Origin of the sequence: Flavobacterium sp., from assembly GCF_043778725.1 — a bacterium.
Taxonomy (GTDB): domain Bacteria; phylum Bacteroidota; class Bacteroidia; order Flavobacteriales; family Flavobacteriaceae; genus Flavobacterium.
This window is the reverse complement of record NZ_JAYWFT010000047.1, coordinates 1-17150: the sequence shown is the minus strand read 5'-3', so window position 1 is coordinate 17150 and position 17150 is coordinate 1. Positions and strand designations below refer to the sequence as shown.

The following is a 17150-nucleotide window of genomic DNA, read 5'->3' as shown; positions in this document are numbered from 1 at the left end:
AGTAGTTTACTTGTAATTACAAATTTATTTATTTTTGTTAGAAATGCCATACATTTATGAAATGATTGATACAATTAAAAAATATTACGACGATTTAGCACCAACATACGATAGCAATCGATTTGAAAACTCCTATGGAAAATATATTGATCAACAAGAACGTATATTTTTAAAGTTAGTTCTGGAGAAAAATGCATTCAAAAATACCTTAGATTTAGGTTGTGGAACAGGTAGATTCTTAGAATTTGCAAATCATGGAGTTGATATTAGTCCGAGAATGATTGAAATAGCACAATCTAAATTCCCTAATGTAGCAATTAAAGAAGGTTCAGTTTCTAACATTCCTCATCCCGAAAATTATTTCGATTTGATTTTTTCTCTTCATGTAATTATGCATTTAGACCTTGAAATAACTGAAGATTTTTTAGCTGAATCACACAAAAAACTAATTTTAAACGGCAAACTAATTTTTGATTTTCCATCTAAAAAGAGACGAAAATTAATTAATTATAAATCTGAAAATTGGCATGCCGCTAATGATTTTTCTATGGCAGAAATTCGAAAAATGACAGAAAATAATTGGAAATTAAAAACCTACAACGGAATTCTTTTCTTTCCAATTCACAGATTTCCAACTTGGATAAGACCTTTTTTGGGCAAAATTGACACTTTACTTTGTAACTCCTTTTTAAAAGAATATGCTTCTTATATAATCGTTGAATTAGAAAAAAAATGAATTTAAAATCTATTATTCCGAAGCATTTAAAATTGAAATTTCGTTTGGCTAAACGTTTTTTATCTGACAATAATATTGATTTTGCAAAAGCTACTAATGAAAAAATATCTTTTACACATTCAATTTCTACTATTCAAGAAATTAAACAAGGAGCATTTTACGACAATAAAGTTCACAATTTAAAAATCGCTTCAAGCAAAGTAGAAACAGTAATTATCAATTCGAATGAAATCTTTTCTTTTTGGAAAGTTATTGGTTCGCCATTAGAAAAAAACGGATTTAAAACTGGAAGAAATATTATAAAAGGTAAAGTTTGTGAAGAAATTGGTGGCGGATTATGTCAGCTTTCCAGTATTATTTATTTTACAGCTTTAAAAGGAAATTTAGAAATAGTAGAACGTTACAATCATTCGGTAGATATTTATAAAGAAGACGAACGCTTTACACCATTGGGTTCAGACGCAACTGTGGTTTATGGATACAAAGATTTGAGAATTAAAAATAATCATACATTTCCTATTCAATTTTCACTTTCATTTGAAGAAGACAAAATCATTTGCAAACTAAAAAGTCAAGAAAAAATTGAAGAATGTACTTTAGATTTTATAAGAAAATATAAAGAAAATCATGTTGAAGTTGTATCAATAATTAATTCCAAACAACATTACCATTCCAACTATAAATTTATGGCGTTGTAGAACTCACCTGCAACACTTTTCCATTATAGAATTTATTTCCAGTTAGGGCAAAATTAAAGATATAATCTGCCATTTCTGTAGGAGAAATTGGCGCTTCATACCCAGGAAATGCTTCTTGCAACATTTCAGTATTTACAGCTCCAAGAGCTAAAACATTGAATGCAACTCCATGTTCTTTATATTCTTCTGCCAACAATTCTGACAATGTAATTACTGCACCTTTACTTGATGAATAAGCTGCTAAACCAGGAAATTTCATGCTTCCTTGAATTCCGCCCATCGAACTTATTGAAACGACATGACTTCCTTTTTGCATATAAGGCAAACACGTTCTTATTAAGTTTGCAACACCAAAAACATTTACTTTGTAAACACTTTCAAAGTCTTTTTGTGCTAGTTGTGAAAATGGTTTATTAATCAAACTTCCAGCATTATTGATAAGAATATCTACATTTTTCCAAGCGGAAGAAATAAATTTATAAATCTCTTGCATTTCATCTTCAACCGAAATATCAACTGAAAGACAAGTGATATTTGGATTATTAATTAATTCTTGTGGTGTTTTTCTTGAAATGGCTAAAACTTGATGTCCTTCATTGGCAAATTGTAATGCTAATTCGTATCCAATTCCGCGAGAAGTTCCTGTTATGATTATATTTTTACTCACAATTTTAAATTGTTTTTTTGTGTTCGTGACCCGAGCTTGAAAAGCGAACAGATGAAATAATTTTCGATTTCAAAATCTATTTTTTTTGTAAAAATAAGAAATGAAATCTACTTATAATATTTTTTATAAAACTTATAACTTTGAAAAATACCTAATCCTGCAAAAACTATTGGAATTATAAATTTCATTAGATATTTAGCTAGAAAATCGGTTTGATTGGTAATAAAATTTAAAGAGAAAATTAAAACTAACATTCCAGAGAAAGTTCCAGCAACAGTTCCAAAAACGTAGAAATATTTTCTTGAATTTGAAACTTCAATGTATTTGGCATTCAATAGATACAAATTCCAACTCATCCAAAACGGAATTTGAATAAAATTTAAACAACTTAAAATTACTCCAACAATAAAGGCGGAATAGCCAATATAATGATCTAAAATAGTATTATTATTTGTTTTAGAATTGGCACTTGAATAGAAAATATAAGCCAAAATAAACATAAAAATAATTGAAAAAGCTTCAATAAATTTAATAAGTTTTGGTTTGCTCATTAATTGTTTTGCAAAAAGCAATGTGAAATAAATTACAAAAAATTCAATTGAAATTACGCCTAATAAATAGAACACTGTTTGGTCAAATCCTAATTTTTTATAAACTTCATATCCAACAACATTTAAATACCCCAAAGGAATTGATCCAATGAAACTTACTAGAAATCCGACGAATATGTTTTTGAGTTTTAGCATTTTTTAACTTAGCCATTTCGACGAAGGAAAAATCACATCATATAAATAAGTTGATTCGATTTTTGCTTCGTTGAAATGACAAAAAAGTTTGGGTTATTAAAAATTTACAATCTTATTACTTTGTTCCAAATGCAATTTATATTCTTTCATTCCTTCTTTATGATTTAAATAAGGAAATCCTTTTTTGTGATTTTCTACACTAATTTTATACATATAGGTAATGTGTCGCGCCAATTCTTTCCAAGCAAAAAAGATGGAATGTTTAGGGTCATAAATATGTGTTGGCTCGCTTGCTGCGCCATTTACTTCAACAATTGCAAAGTTTTTTCCATCTTCAAGATCTGTCCAATTAGCATACATAACATCCAATCTGCCATAATAAAATTCTGGTATTTCTTGACACATATCGTCAATTACTTTAGTTAATTTATCTGAAATTAAATTACTTGCATCAATAAATTTGGCACCACGAGCATGATTTCCATAAGGTACTAAATTTCGCTTTTCGCCTTTCATTAAAATAGCTCTTAATTGATATCCGTATTCTTGTTTTAAAATCTTTAATTGTAAAGCATATCGAGGATTTCTTACAATTAAATCTTCAACACTTGAAATTCCGTCACCTTCAACAATTAGAAATTCTTTAGAGACAATTCCGGTAATTTTTCCTTTCTTTTCGCTAGGAAATCGAACATAGAAAATACCAACTTCGTTTTCAAAGGGAATTAAATCTTGAACTAAATAATCAAAATTGGCTTTTTTATGGTAGGATTTCAGCTCAGTAATTGAGTGGATTTTCTTAACTGCTGAACCGCGCAATCCAATATCTGGTTTTGCAATAAATGGAAGTTTTATTTGAGACTTTTCAATTTCTAAAATTACTGTATCAAAGTTACTTTTTTCTAAAACTAAATTCGTTTTGGGATAATATTTTTGTGGAATAATATCATAGATTTCTTTTTTACTTTCGGCCATAAATCCACCATTTTTTATTGTTGGATTACTAGCATTAAAAAAGAAAATGGTTCTAGATTTTAGACCATAAAATGCCCACAAAAAATAAATAGGAATATAGACAATTTGAAACGGCCAATATTCCCAGTTGAAGAGTTTATGAATAAATAATTTCAATTAAATAGTGATAAAAGTATTGGTAAAATCTTTTTGTTGCTGCAAGTCGTAGTGCGAAAGTACAACTTTATTTTTTTCGATAACTGCTTGTGTAATACTTAGAGTTTTCATCGAATCATTTCTGTTTATTACCAAGCCATTTTCTTGATTTTTTTCTTCGGTATATCTGTGAAAATTGAACATTTCAGTTTCGTCAACTTCGGGTTTTGTATCTAAATAGGCATGAAACCAATTGGCTCTTTTTTCTCTAATTTCTTTAGGATATAAAGTTGCTGAAGACCAAATATGGTTGTGAGAAATATCTAAATTAGTTGTAGTTTTTTCAACTTCATTCCATCGCAATTGATACAATTTAGAATCTTGAAAAAGCACCAAAGTAAAAGGTTCAATTTCTAATAGATCAATAGCACTCCAATGTTCAATTGGCGAATCTGAACTTATAATATCCAATACAATTAATCCGCGACTTTTTCTATAGGATGGTTTTAATTGGTGTTTTTCATTGGCACCATTTAATAGAACTAAAACGGTTGCATTATCAGTAATTGCATACCAAGTTCCTCCTGCTTTTGGATCTTTAGGGAAAATTATATTTTTATTATTTACAACGTAACTTTTAGGTTCAACCGCACTTGGTCGTAGTACTTTTTCATCACGATTGGAAGTGATAATAGTTTTGCCATTGGCAACCACAAAACTTACTGTGCACATTGTTTTTTATATTCTATTGTAGAACGAGCAACACCAAAATTGGCGTCGATTGTAATGGAATCATTTTGTAAAACCGCCACTTTTATAAGTGCCTGATGATGAATGCAATGCTCTAAATTATAAAGTAATTCTCGGTTGTAATTGGTCGCTATTAGCAATTCTTCCCCATCAACAATTTGCTGTAATTTTAGTGATTTATTTTGTCGATCAAGTTGATTAATTACAGCAACAATAGTTTCTTTGGCAAATGTAGTATCGGTTTGAATTTTATAATCTCTTTTTCTATTATCGTAGTTAACAATTCCGCCTTCATATTGGTTTTCAAGACATTGAAACATTTCAATAATATGACGTGTGTGCTCACCAATTGTAGCGTTACTCAATCCATGACATGGACATGTGTAATCATCTTTAGACAATTGAGACAATAAATCACTCAATTCATTTAATGTGTTTTGAATAGAAGGAATTAACATAGGTATTAAATCTTGTTTTTGATATTTACGATATAACGTACAATTTAGTTTAATTTAAACTTTAATAAAGTATCTTTTTGATTGTATATTAATAGTAAACAACAAAGAAACGTAATTATTGCCAAAATAAAAAGTGTTCCTCCATCGTTTTTTACTTGTATTCCTAAAATAAACAGATGTGAAAAAATTGCTCCTAGCATTGTACCAAATCCTAAAATTGCTCCAAGTAAGGTAGTTCTCGGAATTAAAATTAAAATGGAGGCAATTAATTCGACAATTCCAGAGCCAATTCTTCCAAAAGGTTCGATGCCTAAAGTTGTAAAAATATACACTGATTCTTCGGCACCAGTAAATTTAAAATACAATGTTTGAACTAGAATTACAACTGCGGTGAGTTTAACAATCCAAATTAAAATAGGGTTTTTCATGATACTTATTTTATAATTTTTTCCAATTAACATCTGCTTTTTTCTTCAAATTAACTTCGTCTTTATTCCAAGATTTTAATGTATTATTGAAATAAGCATTATAAAATAAATATAATTTATTATCAATAATTTTAAAAGTTGCTGGATCAATTTCTACTTTTTCGGCAGAACTTCCCATTGCATAAGCACACCAACCGCCATATTGTGGCTCATAATTAGTTGGGTTTTTCAGAAATAAATCTTTATTGGCTTGTGATGAAAAATTATAAACTACACCTTCATAAGTTGAAGTAATTGATGCTTTTCCTTTGACCGCTTTTTTCAATGTAAAATAAGCAACTGGATCATATCCTTGAATGGCAACACCTTTTTCTAAATTAAAAGCGGTTGCTCTTTTTGCAGCTGTTTGAGCGAATGTAGTTATCGAAATAAATGCGATTACTATAAAAATGATTTTCTTCATGATATTTTTGTTTATGTTATTTTGATGAAGCAAATGTATGTAAGTCCAAATTATAGTTTTGTCCGTTAGTTTACATTTGAACAAAAAAAGCAAATTAAAATGCAATTTTATATATCAAACTGGCTACAAAACTACGCGTTAAACCATCTGGACGAATATCTCTAACCACAAATGGCGTTGCAAATGATAATTCTAAACTGTTTTTTTTATTGAAATTGTATGCCGAAATTAAATTTCCATTTATGGTCAAACCATCGGAACCCGAAATAGTTTCTCGTTGTCCAAAAATAGTTTCATACGAATCTTGTCCCAAATGATAAATGAATAAAACGTTGGGCTTGAAAGTGAATTTTTCGTTTTTTGTTTTAATTGAATATGTCGCACGAATTAAAGCATCCGATTTTCGTTGAAACAAATTGGTTGAAGGAAAATCGGAAGTTCCAGAAAACTCTTTGAAATAAGAATTTTTGTTATTGCTGAAAACCGGAATTTGAAGAACGGCATTAAAATCCCATTTCTTATATTTTAAATTAGTTCCCAAAAACAAATCGAAAGTTCCCAAACTCGCCTGATAATCTAAAGGAAGTGAGTAGCCGTTTATTTTTTTATTTGAACTTGTGAAAGGAAATTTCCAACCAAAAATGGCACTCCATTTCTTGTTATTTTTCTCTTTAAAAGTATAATTTCCTATTAGAAAAGCATCACCAAAAGTAGCTCTTGTGCCAAATTCTCCATTAGCTGACGAAAAAGTAACTTTGGTATTTAATGAAAATCTATCGGATATTTTTCTAGTGTAGGAAACAAATGGCGACCAATAAGTAACATCGGCTTCACCTTTTCCGAAGATTGTAGCAACTTCGATTATATTTTTTGTTGTTTTTTCGGTCGTATCAAACGAATGTCCGACAGAGCAAATTCCGGCATCGCTGCAACCTTGAGCAATAGCAAAATTTGAACTAAAAAGTACTAAAACGAAATAAAATAACTTTTTAGAAATAACTTTATAGTTGTTTTTCGGGTATTTATGATTTTTTGATTTCATATTAATTTTGAATTAATTGAGCGATTGCAAACAAATGATTGTATTGTTGACAGTGGATAAGGACATGAGAATAATTGGCAACATCAATTCCTTGTGGCACATTGTATATCGTTGCCGATGTTAGATTTCCTAAACTTACAAAATCGTTTGGTGTAGCTGCTTTTGATAAATACACTTTCAAATCTGGACCATCAGAAATAGTAAAACCATCAAGTTCAACCTTATATTGGTTGTTTTCAAAATAAATTTTGACTTGTCCAGTAACCGAAATTCCTGATGTTGGCACAAAATTTCCATTGTATTTTAAAATCGCACCTTGATTAATCGAAGCGATATTAAAACCATCTTTTGTCAAATTTCCTTGTTCTTCACAGCCAAAGAACAAAAGTAGAAGAGGTAGAATTAAGAAGTTTTTCATAATGTTTATGTTTTTATTAAAACAAAAATAAGTTGTTATGAAAAACAGAAATGTCGGTTAGTTTACAATTGGAAGTAAATAGTTTTACAACTTTGAAATATCATCAATAATAATCTCTTTTCGATTGTAATAAATTAGGTTTTTTTCTTCTAATTCATTTAATAATAAAGTTGCAGTTTGCCTAGAGGTGCAGATGATTTGTGCAATATCCGTTTGAGTTAGATAATTATTTATAGTATATTTTTTACCCTCTTGAATTCCTTCTTTTTCTGCCCAATCTTTCAAAAAAGTAAGCAATCGAGTTTTAGCATCTTTAGAAACCAAATTGGAATAATTGTTTTTGAAACGTTTCATTTTCAATCCAACAAATTTGGTGTAGGACAACGCTAAAGTAGGATTCCGAACCAACAAATCCTCAAAATCAGACATTAGAAAGCTACAAATAGACACTTCTTCGGTTAAAACTTTGGCATATTCGTTTACAGTTTCATCTGCTTCCAGAGATAATTCTCCAAACAAATCACCTTTTTGAAGAATTTCTTTTATGGTTTCATTGCCTTCTTCATCAATAGAAACGATTTTGATATTTCCTTTTTTGAGTAAAAAAATACGAGGTAAATCGGACGAAGAAAAATAAATAATGTCACCTTTATTAGCTTTTTTAAATCCTGTAATAATGCACAATTGCTTTATTTGCGACATGCTTAATGTCCAAAAAAGCTTGTGATCTCGAAGATACCAGTATTTTAACTCGTCGTACATTGTAACTAAATTGAGTTGTAAATATATTAAAAAACTAATACAAAAAGCCCTTTCAATTAAAAACTGAAAGGGCTTTGAATTATAATTAACACTTCATTTTAAACCAATCCTCTAGAAATTACAATACGTTGAATTTCAGAAGTTCCTTCATAAATTTGAGTAATTTTAGAATCACGCATCATTCGTTCCACATGATATTCAGCAACATAACCATTTCCTCCGTGAATTTGAACTGCTTCGTTTGCAACTTCTAAAGCAATTTCAGAAGCATATAATTTAGCCATAGCTCCAGAATGTGCAATGTCTTTACCTTCGTCTTTTTCGCAAGCGGCTTTCATTACTAATAATTTAGCGGCAGTAACTTTTACATACATATCCGCCAATTTGAATGCAATAGCTTGATGATTAAAAATCTCTTTTCCAAACGCTTTTCTTTCGTGAGAATATTTCAAAGCAATTTCATAAGCACCAGTAGCAATTCCTAATGCTTGTGATGCAATTCCAATTCTTCCGCCATTTAAAACGTTCATTGCGAATGAAAAACCAAAACCATCAGCACCAATTCTATTTTCTTTTGGAACTTTTACATCATTAAATAATAACGAATGTGTATCGCTTCCGCGAATTCCCATTTTTCTTTCTTTTGGACCAATATCAAAGCCTTCCCAACCTTTTTCAACAATAAACGCGTTGATTCCTTTGTGACCTTTTTCAACATCGGTTTGAGCAATTACTAAATATGTTGAAGCTGTTGAACCATTTGTAATCCAGTTTTTTGTTCCGTTTAGCAAATAGTAATCACCTTTGTCAATTGCAGTAGTTTTTTGCGAAGTTGCATCACTTCCTGCTTCTGGTTCAGAAAGACAAAAAGCTCCGATAACTTCACCTTTTGCAAGTGGCACTAAATATTTCATTTTTTGTTCTTCGTTGCAATATTTTTCCATTCCGGCACAAACTAACGAGTTGTTTACCGACATGATTACAGCTGCAGAAGCATCAACTTTAGCAATTTCGGTCATTGCCAAAACATACGAAATGCTATCTAAACCAGAACCGCCATATTTTGGATCAACCATCATTCCCATAAAACCTAAGTCAGCCATCATTTTGACTTGTTCTGTAGGAAATTTAGAATGTTCGTCTCTTTCAATAACTCCAGGTAACAATTCTGCTACAGCAAAATCTTTAGCAGCTTGTTGAATCATTAAATGTTCTTCGGTTAGATTAAAATCCATATTTTTGTTAATTATTTGTTCTTAAATTTAGAGCACAAAAGTAATTATTAAATATTAAATTTCAAACGTTTTCGTAATTTTAGCCAATGTTTAAAGAAACCTATAATATTATTGGAGTAATGAGTGGCACATCGCTTGATGGAATTGACTTGGCACATAGTATTTTCACAATAAAAAACGGAAAATGGTCGTTCGAAATCCTCGAAAACGAAACCGTATCTTATCCTATAGATTGGTTAAACAAATTGAAAGTTGCAGTAAGTTTCTCGGAAGTCGAATTGATTGAATTAAACGAAGATTATACCGACCTTTTAGGAAACATAATAAAATCATTTATTGAAAATAATAAAATAAAAAATATTGATGCGGTATGTTCACACGGACATACCATTTTACACCAACCACAAAACGGATTTACTTTACAAATTGGAAATCTTCCTAAAATTGCCAAAATCATTCAAGAAAAAGTAGTTTGCGATTTTCGAGTTCAAGATGTAAAACTTGGCGGTCAAGGTGCACCATTAGTACCAATTGGCGATAGAATTCTATTTTCTGAATATGATTATTGTTTGAATTTGGGTGGGTTTTCTAATATTTCATTCGAATTAAACAACCAACGAATTGCTTTTGATATTTCGCCAGTAAATACTGTTTTGAATTTTTATGCCAATAAATTAGATTTAGATTATGATGATAAAGGAAAAATTTCTTGTTCTGGAAGAGTAAATTTGGAGTTACTAAACGAATTAAATGCATTAGATTATTACAAAAAACCATTTCCAAAATCACTCGGATTTGAATTTGTAAAAGAAATTGTGTTGCCCTTAATTGAAAAATATTCGATTGCAATTGAAGATAAAATGAATACCTTTACCGAACATATTGCTTTGCAAACTTCATTAGCATTACCTAAAAAACTCGGAAAAATTTTAATAACTGGTGGTGGAGCTTACAATGATTTTTTAATTGAAAGAATGCAATTTCACTTACCAACTATCAAAATCATAATTCCTGACAACAAAACATTAGAATATAAAGAAGCTTTAATTTTTTCTCTTTTAGGAGTTTTGAAATTAAGAAATGAAATCAATGTTTTGAGTAGCGTTACTGGTGCCAAGATGGATCATTCTTCTGGAATTATTTACTAAAAATCTTATATTTATCTAACTTTCCTATAGAAAAGTGTGTTAACTTACATTTATTCATATGAAAAAGTGTCATTATTTACATTTATACCTATGAAAAAGTGTATTGTTACACACTTTTTCATAGGTATAAATGCAAATCTTTTCAAATTTTAATCTTTCAAAAAAACTTATATTTGCATCACAAACAGATTAAACTAACTAAAACAGAATCTGAAACAAGTTCAGATTAAACACAATGAAAGACCTACTTAAAAAATTTGAAAACAAAGAACCTGAAATAATTTTTAACTGGAAAGATACTGAAACCGAAGCCGAAGGTTGGACGGTAATAAATTCTCTTCGTGGTGGCGCTGCTGGCGGTGGAACACGTATGAGAAAAGGATTGGATATGAACGAAGTTTTGTCTTTGGCAAAAACGATGGAAGTGAAATTCTCAGTTTCTGGACCAGCAATTGGCGGCGCAAAATCGGGAATTAATTTTGACCCGAATGATCCACGTAAAAAAGGCGTTTTACAACGTTGGTACAAAGCTGTTTCTCCGTTATTAAAAAGTTATTATGGAACTGGTGGCGACTTAAATGTAGATGAAATTCATGAAGTGATTCCGTTTACAGAAGAATGTGGCGTTTGGCATCCGCAAGAGGGTGTTTTTAACGGACATTTCAAACCAACAGAAGCTGATAAAATTAACAGAATTGGGCAATTGCGTCAAGGTGTTGTTAAAGTTATTGAAAATACAAAATTCTCTCCAGATGTTTTAAGAAAATATACTGTTGCCGATATGATTACCGGTTATGGCGTTGCAGAGGCGGTTCGTCATTATTACAATACTTATGGTGGTGATTTTCATGGAAAGAAAGCCATCGTTCAAGGATTTGGAAATGTGGGTTCGGCAGCTGCTTTTTACTTGGCAGAAATGGGCGTGAAAGTTATTGGAATTATTGACCGCGATGGTGGAATTATTAACGAAAACGGATTCTCATTTGAAGAAATTAGAAGATTATTTTTAAATAAAGACGGAAATAAATTAGTTGCAGAAAACATGATACCGTTTGACGAAATCAACAAAAAGATTTGGACAATTGGTGCTGAAATTTTTACGCCATGTGCTGCATCAAGATTAGTTACTAAAGACCAATTAGACAATTTAATTGCAACAGGATTGGAAGTGATTTCTTGTGGCGCGAATGTACCGTTTGCAGATAAAGAAATTTTCTTCGGACCAATTATGGAAGAAACTGATAGCAAAGTGAGTTTGATTCCCGATTTTATTTCCAATTGTGGAATGGCAAGAGTTTTTGCCTATTTCATGGAGCGAAAAGTTCAAATGACAGACGAAGCTATTTTCTACGATACGTCTGAAATTATTAAAAAAGCGATTGAAAGAGCACACAATTTAAATTCGGATAAGAAAAACATCAGCGCAACGGCATTTGAAATTGCATTGAAACAATTAGTATAAGTGAAAGCCACACAATTATTTAAATCTTTTTTTGATAGTGAAAAAGCTGGCGGATTAGTTTTATTAATCTGTACTGTAGTTTCGTTAATCATATCAAACTCTGCATTTTCTAGAGCGTATTTATCTATGTGGCATTTTGAAATAGGTAGCCATAGTGCCGAACATTGGATTAATGACGGCTTAATGGCTATCTTTTTTTTATTAATTGGTTTAGAGTTAGAGAGAGAAGTTTATATTGGCGAACTTTCAAAAATAAGAGATGCAATTCTACCCATTTCTGGTGCTTTGGGAGGAATGTTGATTCCTGCATTATTCTATTTTGCCTTTAATTTTGGCACAAAAACACAACACGGAATTGGAATTCCAATGGCTACAGATATTGCTTTTGCTATTGGAATTTTATCTTTATTAGGAAATAAAGTGCCTGTTTCTCTAAAAGTTTTTCTTACTGCACTTGCCGTTATTGATGATTTAGGAGCTATTGTTTTAATTGCTGTTTTTTATACAAAAACTATATATTTTATAAATCTAATTATTTCATTATCCATTTTTGGAATTCTTTTAGTGATGAATAAATTGAAAGTAAAGATACTTCTTCCCTACTTAATTGGCGGTGTTTTTATGTGGTATTTTATGCTAAACTCTGGTGTTCACGCTACTATTACTGGCGTTCTTTTGGCGTTTGCAATTCCGTTTGGAGATGGAAGTTCTAAAACAGTTTCTTATCAATTGCAACATTATCTTCATAAACCGGTTGCGTTTATAATCATTCCATTATTTGCCTTGAGTAATACAGCTATTGTAATTGGAAAAGATTTAATACACACTATTTCTGAAAATTATTCATTAGGCATCATTTTTGGTTTAGTATTGGGAAAACCAATTGGAATTGTAACTTTTAGTTATTTAGCAGTAATAACTAAACTAACAACGTTGCCCGAAGAATTGAATTGGAAAAAAATAATAGGAGTTGGATTATTGGGTGGAATTGGTTTTACAATGTCAATTTTTGTAACCTTACTAGCATTTGATGACAATGAAATTATTAATAATTCTAAATTTATGATATTGATAGCGTCATTAATTTCGGGTGTAATTGGGTTTATTTGGCTTTATAAAATACTATCACACGAAAAGAATATTGAGAAAGATTAACAATTTTTAGTACATTTCAGCGTTAAAAACATAAATAGAATTGAGTATGACAGATATAAAAATAATAAAATTATCGGTTAAAATTGTTTTAGTAGTTATTGCACTTTCGGCATTTCTATTTAGAAGGCTGCAAAAATCGTCTATGTCTGACCAAAAAAAATCTTTAATAGTTGCTAGTTATGTCTATACTGGTGTGATTTTAATTTTATTTCTGATACGCTTTTGGCCTCCATCTGACAAAGAGTTACTAGCAATGGCTGGCGGTGGTGGCGGTGGCGGAGTTACTGTGAATTTTGGTGATACCGATTTTGGTTCTGGGAAAAATTTTGACAGCAAAGAATTGGATGTGAAAAATGTAAGCAAAGCAGCCGCAGCTCAACCTACACCAGAAGAATCAATAATATCTGAAGATAGTGATGCTGACAAGACAGACGTTGTTATAGCAAAAAAAGAACCTATAAAAAATCCGAAACCAATTGTAAAACCTGAAATTACTAAACCTGTTGAAGTTAAAAAGCCCGTAGTTAGAAAAGTAGATGATGCATTAGCTAATATCTTAAAAGGAAACAAAAAAGGTGGTGACGGAAATAGTGGCACATCTGGAAATCAAGGTCGTGCAAATGGCGATATAAATTCTACTGGATATTCAGGAAGTGGTGGTTCTGGCGGAGGAACTGGTGGCGGAACTGGAACTGGAAACGGTACAGGAACTGGAGCCGGAAGTGGTTCTGGCAGTGGCGGAGGAAACGGAAGTGGAAATGGACTTGGAAATGGTTCTGGATATGCATTAGGAAATAGAAAACCATTAAATAAACCACAACCAGATTATAATTGTGGAAATGAATATGGAACAGTAGTTGTAAAAATAACTGTTGATAAAAATGGAAATGCTTTAGATGCAAGTCCAGGATATAGAGGAACAACTAATTCTGATAGTTGTTTAATGGCTGAAGCCAAAAAAGCAGCTTTAAAAACAAAATGGAGCCCAAGTCCAGATGGTAATGAAAAACAAGTTGGAACTATTATTTACAATTTTGGAATTAAAAATTAGATTATAAATATTCAATGTCTTGTTAATTAGCCCTGATTGCAGAGAAAATAAAAAATGCTTCCATTGTTTGGAAGCATTTTTTATTGTAACGGAAAGCAGGAAAATGGATAACTGATAAATCCCAAACCATTCGCTCCTTATTTTAATCTATTTGGAATTATTGGTTGCTATAACAAACTTTAATTTGTTCTTCACTCCTATTTGCAATACATCTACCAAATCTTGAACTTGAAGATTGAATGGAATTCTTATTACAACCGTTTGATCTTTGGCATCGCCCATTTTAGACAATAATGTTGTTTCTAATTGATCGAAAGCCACTTCGTCTTTGTCAAGATAAAATCGTTTGTCTTCGGTTACCGATAAACTAATGAGTTGTTTGTTGGTTTTCTCATTGGTTTTTGATTTTGGCAATGTCATTTTTATCACGTTCGGATTGGCTAATGTTGATATAATAAGGAAAAACAAAAGCAAGAAAAACATGATGTCACTCAAAGACGAAGTTGCTACTTCGGCATGAAATCGTTTATTTCGTTTTACCATTTGGACGTTGAATTATATTAACAAAATCTAATACTTGTTTTTGAATACCTAATGCAAAGCTGTCAATTCTTCCATTAAATAAGTGATAGGCGGAATAGGCAACAATACCAACGACTAATCCAGCACCTGAACTAATCATTTTTTCATATAAACCACCCGAAATATTTCCAATACTGATGTCTTCTGTTTGAGAAATACTATAGAAAATTTTGATAACTCCAGAAATAGTTCCAATAAATCCGAATGTTGGAGCAATACCGGCAATCAATCCTAATTGTCCTAATTTTTTTTCCATTTCACCAACTTCAATATTGGCAGCACGCTCCATATTAGATTCAATTTCTGCAATTGGTCTTCCTATTGTTAAAATTCCTTCGCGAAGTACATAACCCGATGCCGTTCCATTTCTTTCTGCAATAGAAACAGCTGCATCAAGATTGCCTGAATTTAAATTATCGCGAATATCACGAATTAAATTTGGATCAATAACCGCTCTTTTATGAATGTACAAATATCGTTCTACGATGACATAAAAGGTGTAAAAAAGTAGAAGAGCAATTGGAATAAGGAAAAAACCTCCTTTAAAAATAAACTCTAAAACAGAAATTTCATTTGTTTTTACTGTGCCTTCAATTACTGCTCCTATAGCTTGAGCAATTGTATCGTTTTGGACTTGAAGAAAAAAGTTAATCATATAAATTGTATTTTTGTATTAATTATAAAATAATCCCAATTTTGCACTAAAGATAAATTCTAATACAATATTAAACTACAAAATTGGGAAAATATTTTGTTTTAGATTTTTTTTATTAAAAAAGTAATGAACTATCAAGAAACTACAAATTGGCTTTTTAATCAACTACCTGTATATCAACTACAAGGAGCATCGGCATATAAAGAAGATTTAATAAACACTATTCTACTCTCAAAACACTTAAATCATCCTGAGAGAAACTTGAAATGCATACATGTTGCAGGAACAAATGGGAAAGGATCAACATCGCATCTGTTAGCATCGATTTTACAAGAAGCTGGTTACAAAGTTGGTCTTTACACATCGCCACATTTAAAAGACTTTAGAGAACGAATTAAAATAAATGGAGTGGAAATTTCAGAAAAATTTGTATGCGAATTTGTAGCAAGAAATAAAACATTCTTTGAAGTAAATGACCTAAGTTTTTTTGAAATGACTGTTGGACTAGCTTTCGAATATTTTGTAAAAGAAAAAACCGATATAAACATTATAGAAGTAGGGATGGGCGGAAGATTAGATTCAACTAATATTATCAATCCTTTAATTTCCGTTATTACAAATATTGGCCTTGATCACACTCATTTTTTAGGAAATACATTAGAAAGTATAGCCTACGAAAAAGCTGGGATTATAAAAAACAACATACCAGTAATAATAGGAGAATACACCATAGAAACTAGAAATGTATTTCTAAAAAAAGCAAAAGAAACAAATTCAGAAATTTACTTCGCTTCCGATTTAATAACCGAAGCACACCCATCATCGCTTCTAGGAGATTACCAAATTCATAATATAAAAACAGTCCAAGAAACAATAAAAATTTTACAAAATCAAAACGAGTTTAAAATTTCATTAGAAAACATTAAAATTGGACTTCTAAACGTGATTAAAAATACCGGATTAGAAGGTAGGTGGCAACAACTAAAAACCAATCCAAAAGTAATTTGCGATACGGCACACAATTCTCATGGACTAAAGATTGTTTTAAATCAAATCAAAAAGGAAAAATTTAAACAATTACATATCGTTTTAGGCGTAGTCAATGACAAAGATTTAGATGAAATCTTGCCTCTTTTCCCAAAAAAAGCCAAATATTATTTCTGTAAACCAAATATTCCAAGAGGATTAGACGCAATAATTTTACAAAAAAAAGCTAAAGATTTTCAACTCATCGGAAAAGTATATAATTCTGTTTCAAATGCTTATCAAGAAACTTTAAATAAATCAAGTGAGCAAGACTTCATATATATAGGAGGAAGTACTTTTGTTGTAGCAGAAGTTTTATAAAAAATGTTTGCAGAATTAAAAATAAGCCCTATATTTGCACCCTGATTAATGAGAAATCATGATCACGATAAAAGGGCGATTAGCTCAGCTGGTTCAGAGCACCTCGTTTACACCGAGGGGGTCGGGGGTTCGAACCCCTCATCGCCCACCACTTTTATTCATTTACTGATAATTAACCTTATCGGGCGATTAGCTCAGCTGGTTCAGAGCACCTCGTTTACACCGAGGGGGTCGGGG

Annotated in this window: 20 protein-coding genes and 1 tRNA gene; 8 read left to right on the top strand and 13 right to left on the bottom strand. The window is 31.0% G+C overall.

Translation table 11 applies throughout. The features are described 5' to 3' along the window. Positions 1-43: 43 nt before the first annotated feature. Together ACH2CG_RS04085 and ACH2CG_RS04080 are read left to right on the top strand one after the other, a co-directional pair. Complete coding sequence (locus ACH2CG_RS04085; protein WP_395062462.1) at positions 44-736, top strand: class I SAM-dependent DNA methyltransferase; 693 nt, start codon at positions 44-46, stop codon at positions 734-736. Continuing rightward, positions 733-1434: a VanW family protein gene (locus ACH2CG_RS04080; RefSeq protein ID WP_395062460.1), complete on the top strand. Its 702-nt coding sequence runs from the start codon at positions 733-735 to the stop codon at positions 1432-1434. The genes ACH2CG_RS04085 and ACH2CG_RS04080 overlap by 4 nt, the downstream gene beginning before the upstream one ends. On the opposite strand, the gene ACH2CG_RS04075 is transcribed toward ACH2CG_RS04080, so the two are convergent. The 11 genes from ACH2CG_RS04075 to ACH2CG_RS04025 all read right to left on the bottom strand — a co-directional run bounded on the left by ACH2CG_RS04075 (position 1421) and on the right by ACH2CG_RS04025 (position 9513). Beyond that, positions 1421-2104: an SDR family NAD(P)-dependent oxidoreductase gene (locus tag ACH2CG_RS04075; protein ID WP_395062529.1), complete on the bottom strand. Its 684-nt coding sequence runs from the start codon at positions 2102-2104 to the stop codon at positions 1421-1423. The two genes, ACH2CG_RS04080 and ACH2CG_RS04075, sit on opposite strands and share 14 nt — an antisense overlap. A gap of 104 nt (positions 2105-2208) precedes the next feature. Continuing rightward, entirely contained in the window at positions 2209-2847 is a 639-nt protein-coding gene (locus tag ACH2CG_RS04070; RefSeq protein ID WP_395062458.1) for a hypothetical protein, read from the bottom strand. Between the two features lie 96 nt (positions 2848-2943). Further along, positions 2944-3978: a D-alanine--D-alanine ligase gene (locus ACH2CG_RS04065; RefSeq protein ID WP_395062456.1), complete on the bottom strand. Its 1035-nt coding sequence runs from the start codon at positions 3976-3978 to the stop codon at positions 2944-2946. Next, a complete protein-coding gene (locus ACH2CG_RS04060; RefSeq protein WP_395062454.1) occupies positions 3979-4689 on the bottom strand; it encodes an NRDE family protein in 711 nt (236 codons plus the stop codon). After that, positions 4677-5165: a DinB family protein gene (locus tag ACH2CG_RS04055; protein ID WP_395062452.1), complete on the bottom strand. Its 489-nt coding sequence runs from the start codon at positions 5163-5165 to the stop codon at positions 4677-4679. Before ACH2CG_RS04055 ends, ACH2CG_RS04060 begins: the two co-directional genes overlap by 13 nt. Positions 5166-5209: 44 nt before the next feature. Then, a complete protein-coding gene (locus tag ACH2CG_RS04050) occupies positions 5210-5593 on the bottom strand; it encodes a DoxX family protein (protein ID WP_395062450.1) in 384 nt (127 codons plus the stop codon). Positions 5594-5603: 10 nt separating this feature from the next. Further along, positions 5604-6056, bottom strand: coding sequence for a YHS domain-containing (seleno)protein (locus ACH2CG_RS04045; protein WP_395062448.1), 453 nt, complete (start codon positions 6054-6056; stop codon positions 5604-5606). Positions 6057-6150: 94 nt separating this feature from the next. Next, positions 6151-7098, bottom strand: coding sequence for a hypothetical protein (locus ACH2CG_RS04040; protein ID WP_395062446.1), 948 nt, complete (start codon positions 7096-7098; stop codon positions 6151-6153). Between the two features lies 1 nt (position 7099). Then, positions 7100-7516 carry a DM13 domain-containing protein gene (locus ACH2CG_RS04035; protein ID WP_395062444.1) on the bottom strand — a complete coding sequence of 139 codons (417 nt, stop codon included), beginning with the start codon at positions 7514-7516 and terminating at the stop codon, positions 7100-7102. 84 nt (positions 7517-7600) lie between these two features. After that, positions 7601-8278, bottom strand: a complete 678-nt coding sequence (locus ACH2CG_RS04030) for a Crp/Fnr family transcriptional regulator (protein WP_395062442.1) — start codon at positions 8276-8278, stop codon at positions 7601-7603. 98 nt (positions 8279-8376) lie between these two features. Continuing rightward, entirely contained in the window at positions 8377-9513 is a 1137-nt protein-coding gene (locus ACH2CG_RS04025; RefSeq protein ID WP_395062440.1) for an acyl-CoA dehydrogenase family protein, read from the bottom strand. Positions 9514-9599: 86 nt separating this feature from the next. Between ACH2CG_RS04025 and ACH2CG_RS04020 the strand changes: the two genes are divergently transcribed. The 4 genes from ACH2CG_RS04020 to ACH2CG_RS04005 all read left to right on the top strand — a co-directional run bounded on the left by ACH2CG_RS04020 (position 9600) and on the right by ACH2CG_RS04005 (position 14329). Continuing rightward, on the top strand, positions 9600-10661 hold the full coding sequence (locus ACH2CG_RS04020; protein ID WP_395062436.1) for an anhydro-N-acetylmuramic acid kinase: 1062 nt from the start codon (positions 9600-9602) through the stop codon (positions 10659-10661). 235 nt (positions 10662-10896) lie between these two features. Further along, entirely contained in the window at positions 10897-12123 is a 1227-nt protein-coding gene (locus ACH2CG_RS04015) for a Glu/Leu/Phe/Val dehydrogenase dimerization domain-containing protein (protein WP_395062434.1), read from the top strand. Further along, on the top strand, positions 12124-13278 hold the full coding sequence (gene nhaA / locus ACH2CG_RS04010) for a Na+/H+ antiporter NhaA (RefSeq protein ID WP_395062432.1): 1155 nt from the start codon (positions 12124-12126) through the stop codon (positions 13276-13278). 46 nt (positions 13279-13324) lie between these two features. Then, positions 13325-14329: an energy transducer TonB gene (locus ACH2CG_RS04005; protein ID WP_395062430.1), complete on the top strand. Its 1005-nt coding sequence runs from the start codon at positions 13325-13327 to the stop codon at positions 14327-14329. Between the two features lie 147 nt (positions 14330-14476). Here the strand turns inward: ACH2CG_RS04005 and ACH2CG_RS04000 are convergent, their stop codons facing one another. Next, positions 14477-14872 (bottom strand): ExbD/TolR family protein, encoded by a 396-nt coding sequence (locus tag ACH2CG_RS04000; RefSeq protein WP_395062428.1) that lies wholly within the window; start codon positions 14870-14872, stop codon positions 14477-14479. After that, positions 14856-15566 (bottom strand): MotA/TolQ/ExbB proton channel family protein, encoded by a 711-nt coding sequence (locus tag ACH2CG_RS03995; RefSeq protein WP_395062426.1) that lies wholly within the window; start codon positions 15564-15566, stop codon positions 14856-14858. Before ACH2CG_RS03995 ends, ACH2CG_RS04000 begins: the two co-directional genes overlap by 17 nt. Before the next feature lie 126 nt (positions 15567-15692). Here ACH2CG_RS03995 and ACH2CG_RS03990 point away from each other — a divergent pair, with 126 nt between their 5' ends. Both ACH2CG_RS03990 and ACH2CG_RS03985 read left to right on the top strand, forming a co-directional pair. Continuing rightward, entirely contained in the window at positions 15693-16913 is a 1221-nt protein-coding gene (locus ACH2CG_RS03990) for a bifunctional folylpolyglutamate synthase/dihydrofolate synthase (RefSeq protein ID WP_395062424.1), read from the top strand. Between the two features lie 73 nt (positions 16914-16986). Further along, a tRNA-Val gene (locus tag ACH2CG_RS03985) sits at positions 16987-17064 on the top strand. Positions 17065-17150 lie beyond the last annotated feature (86 nt).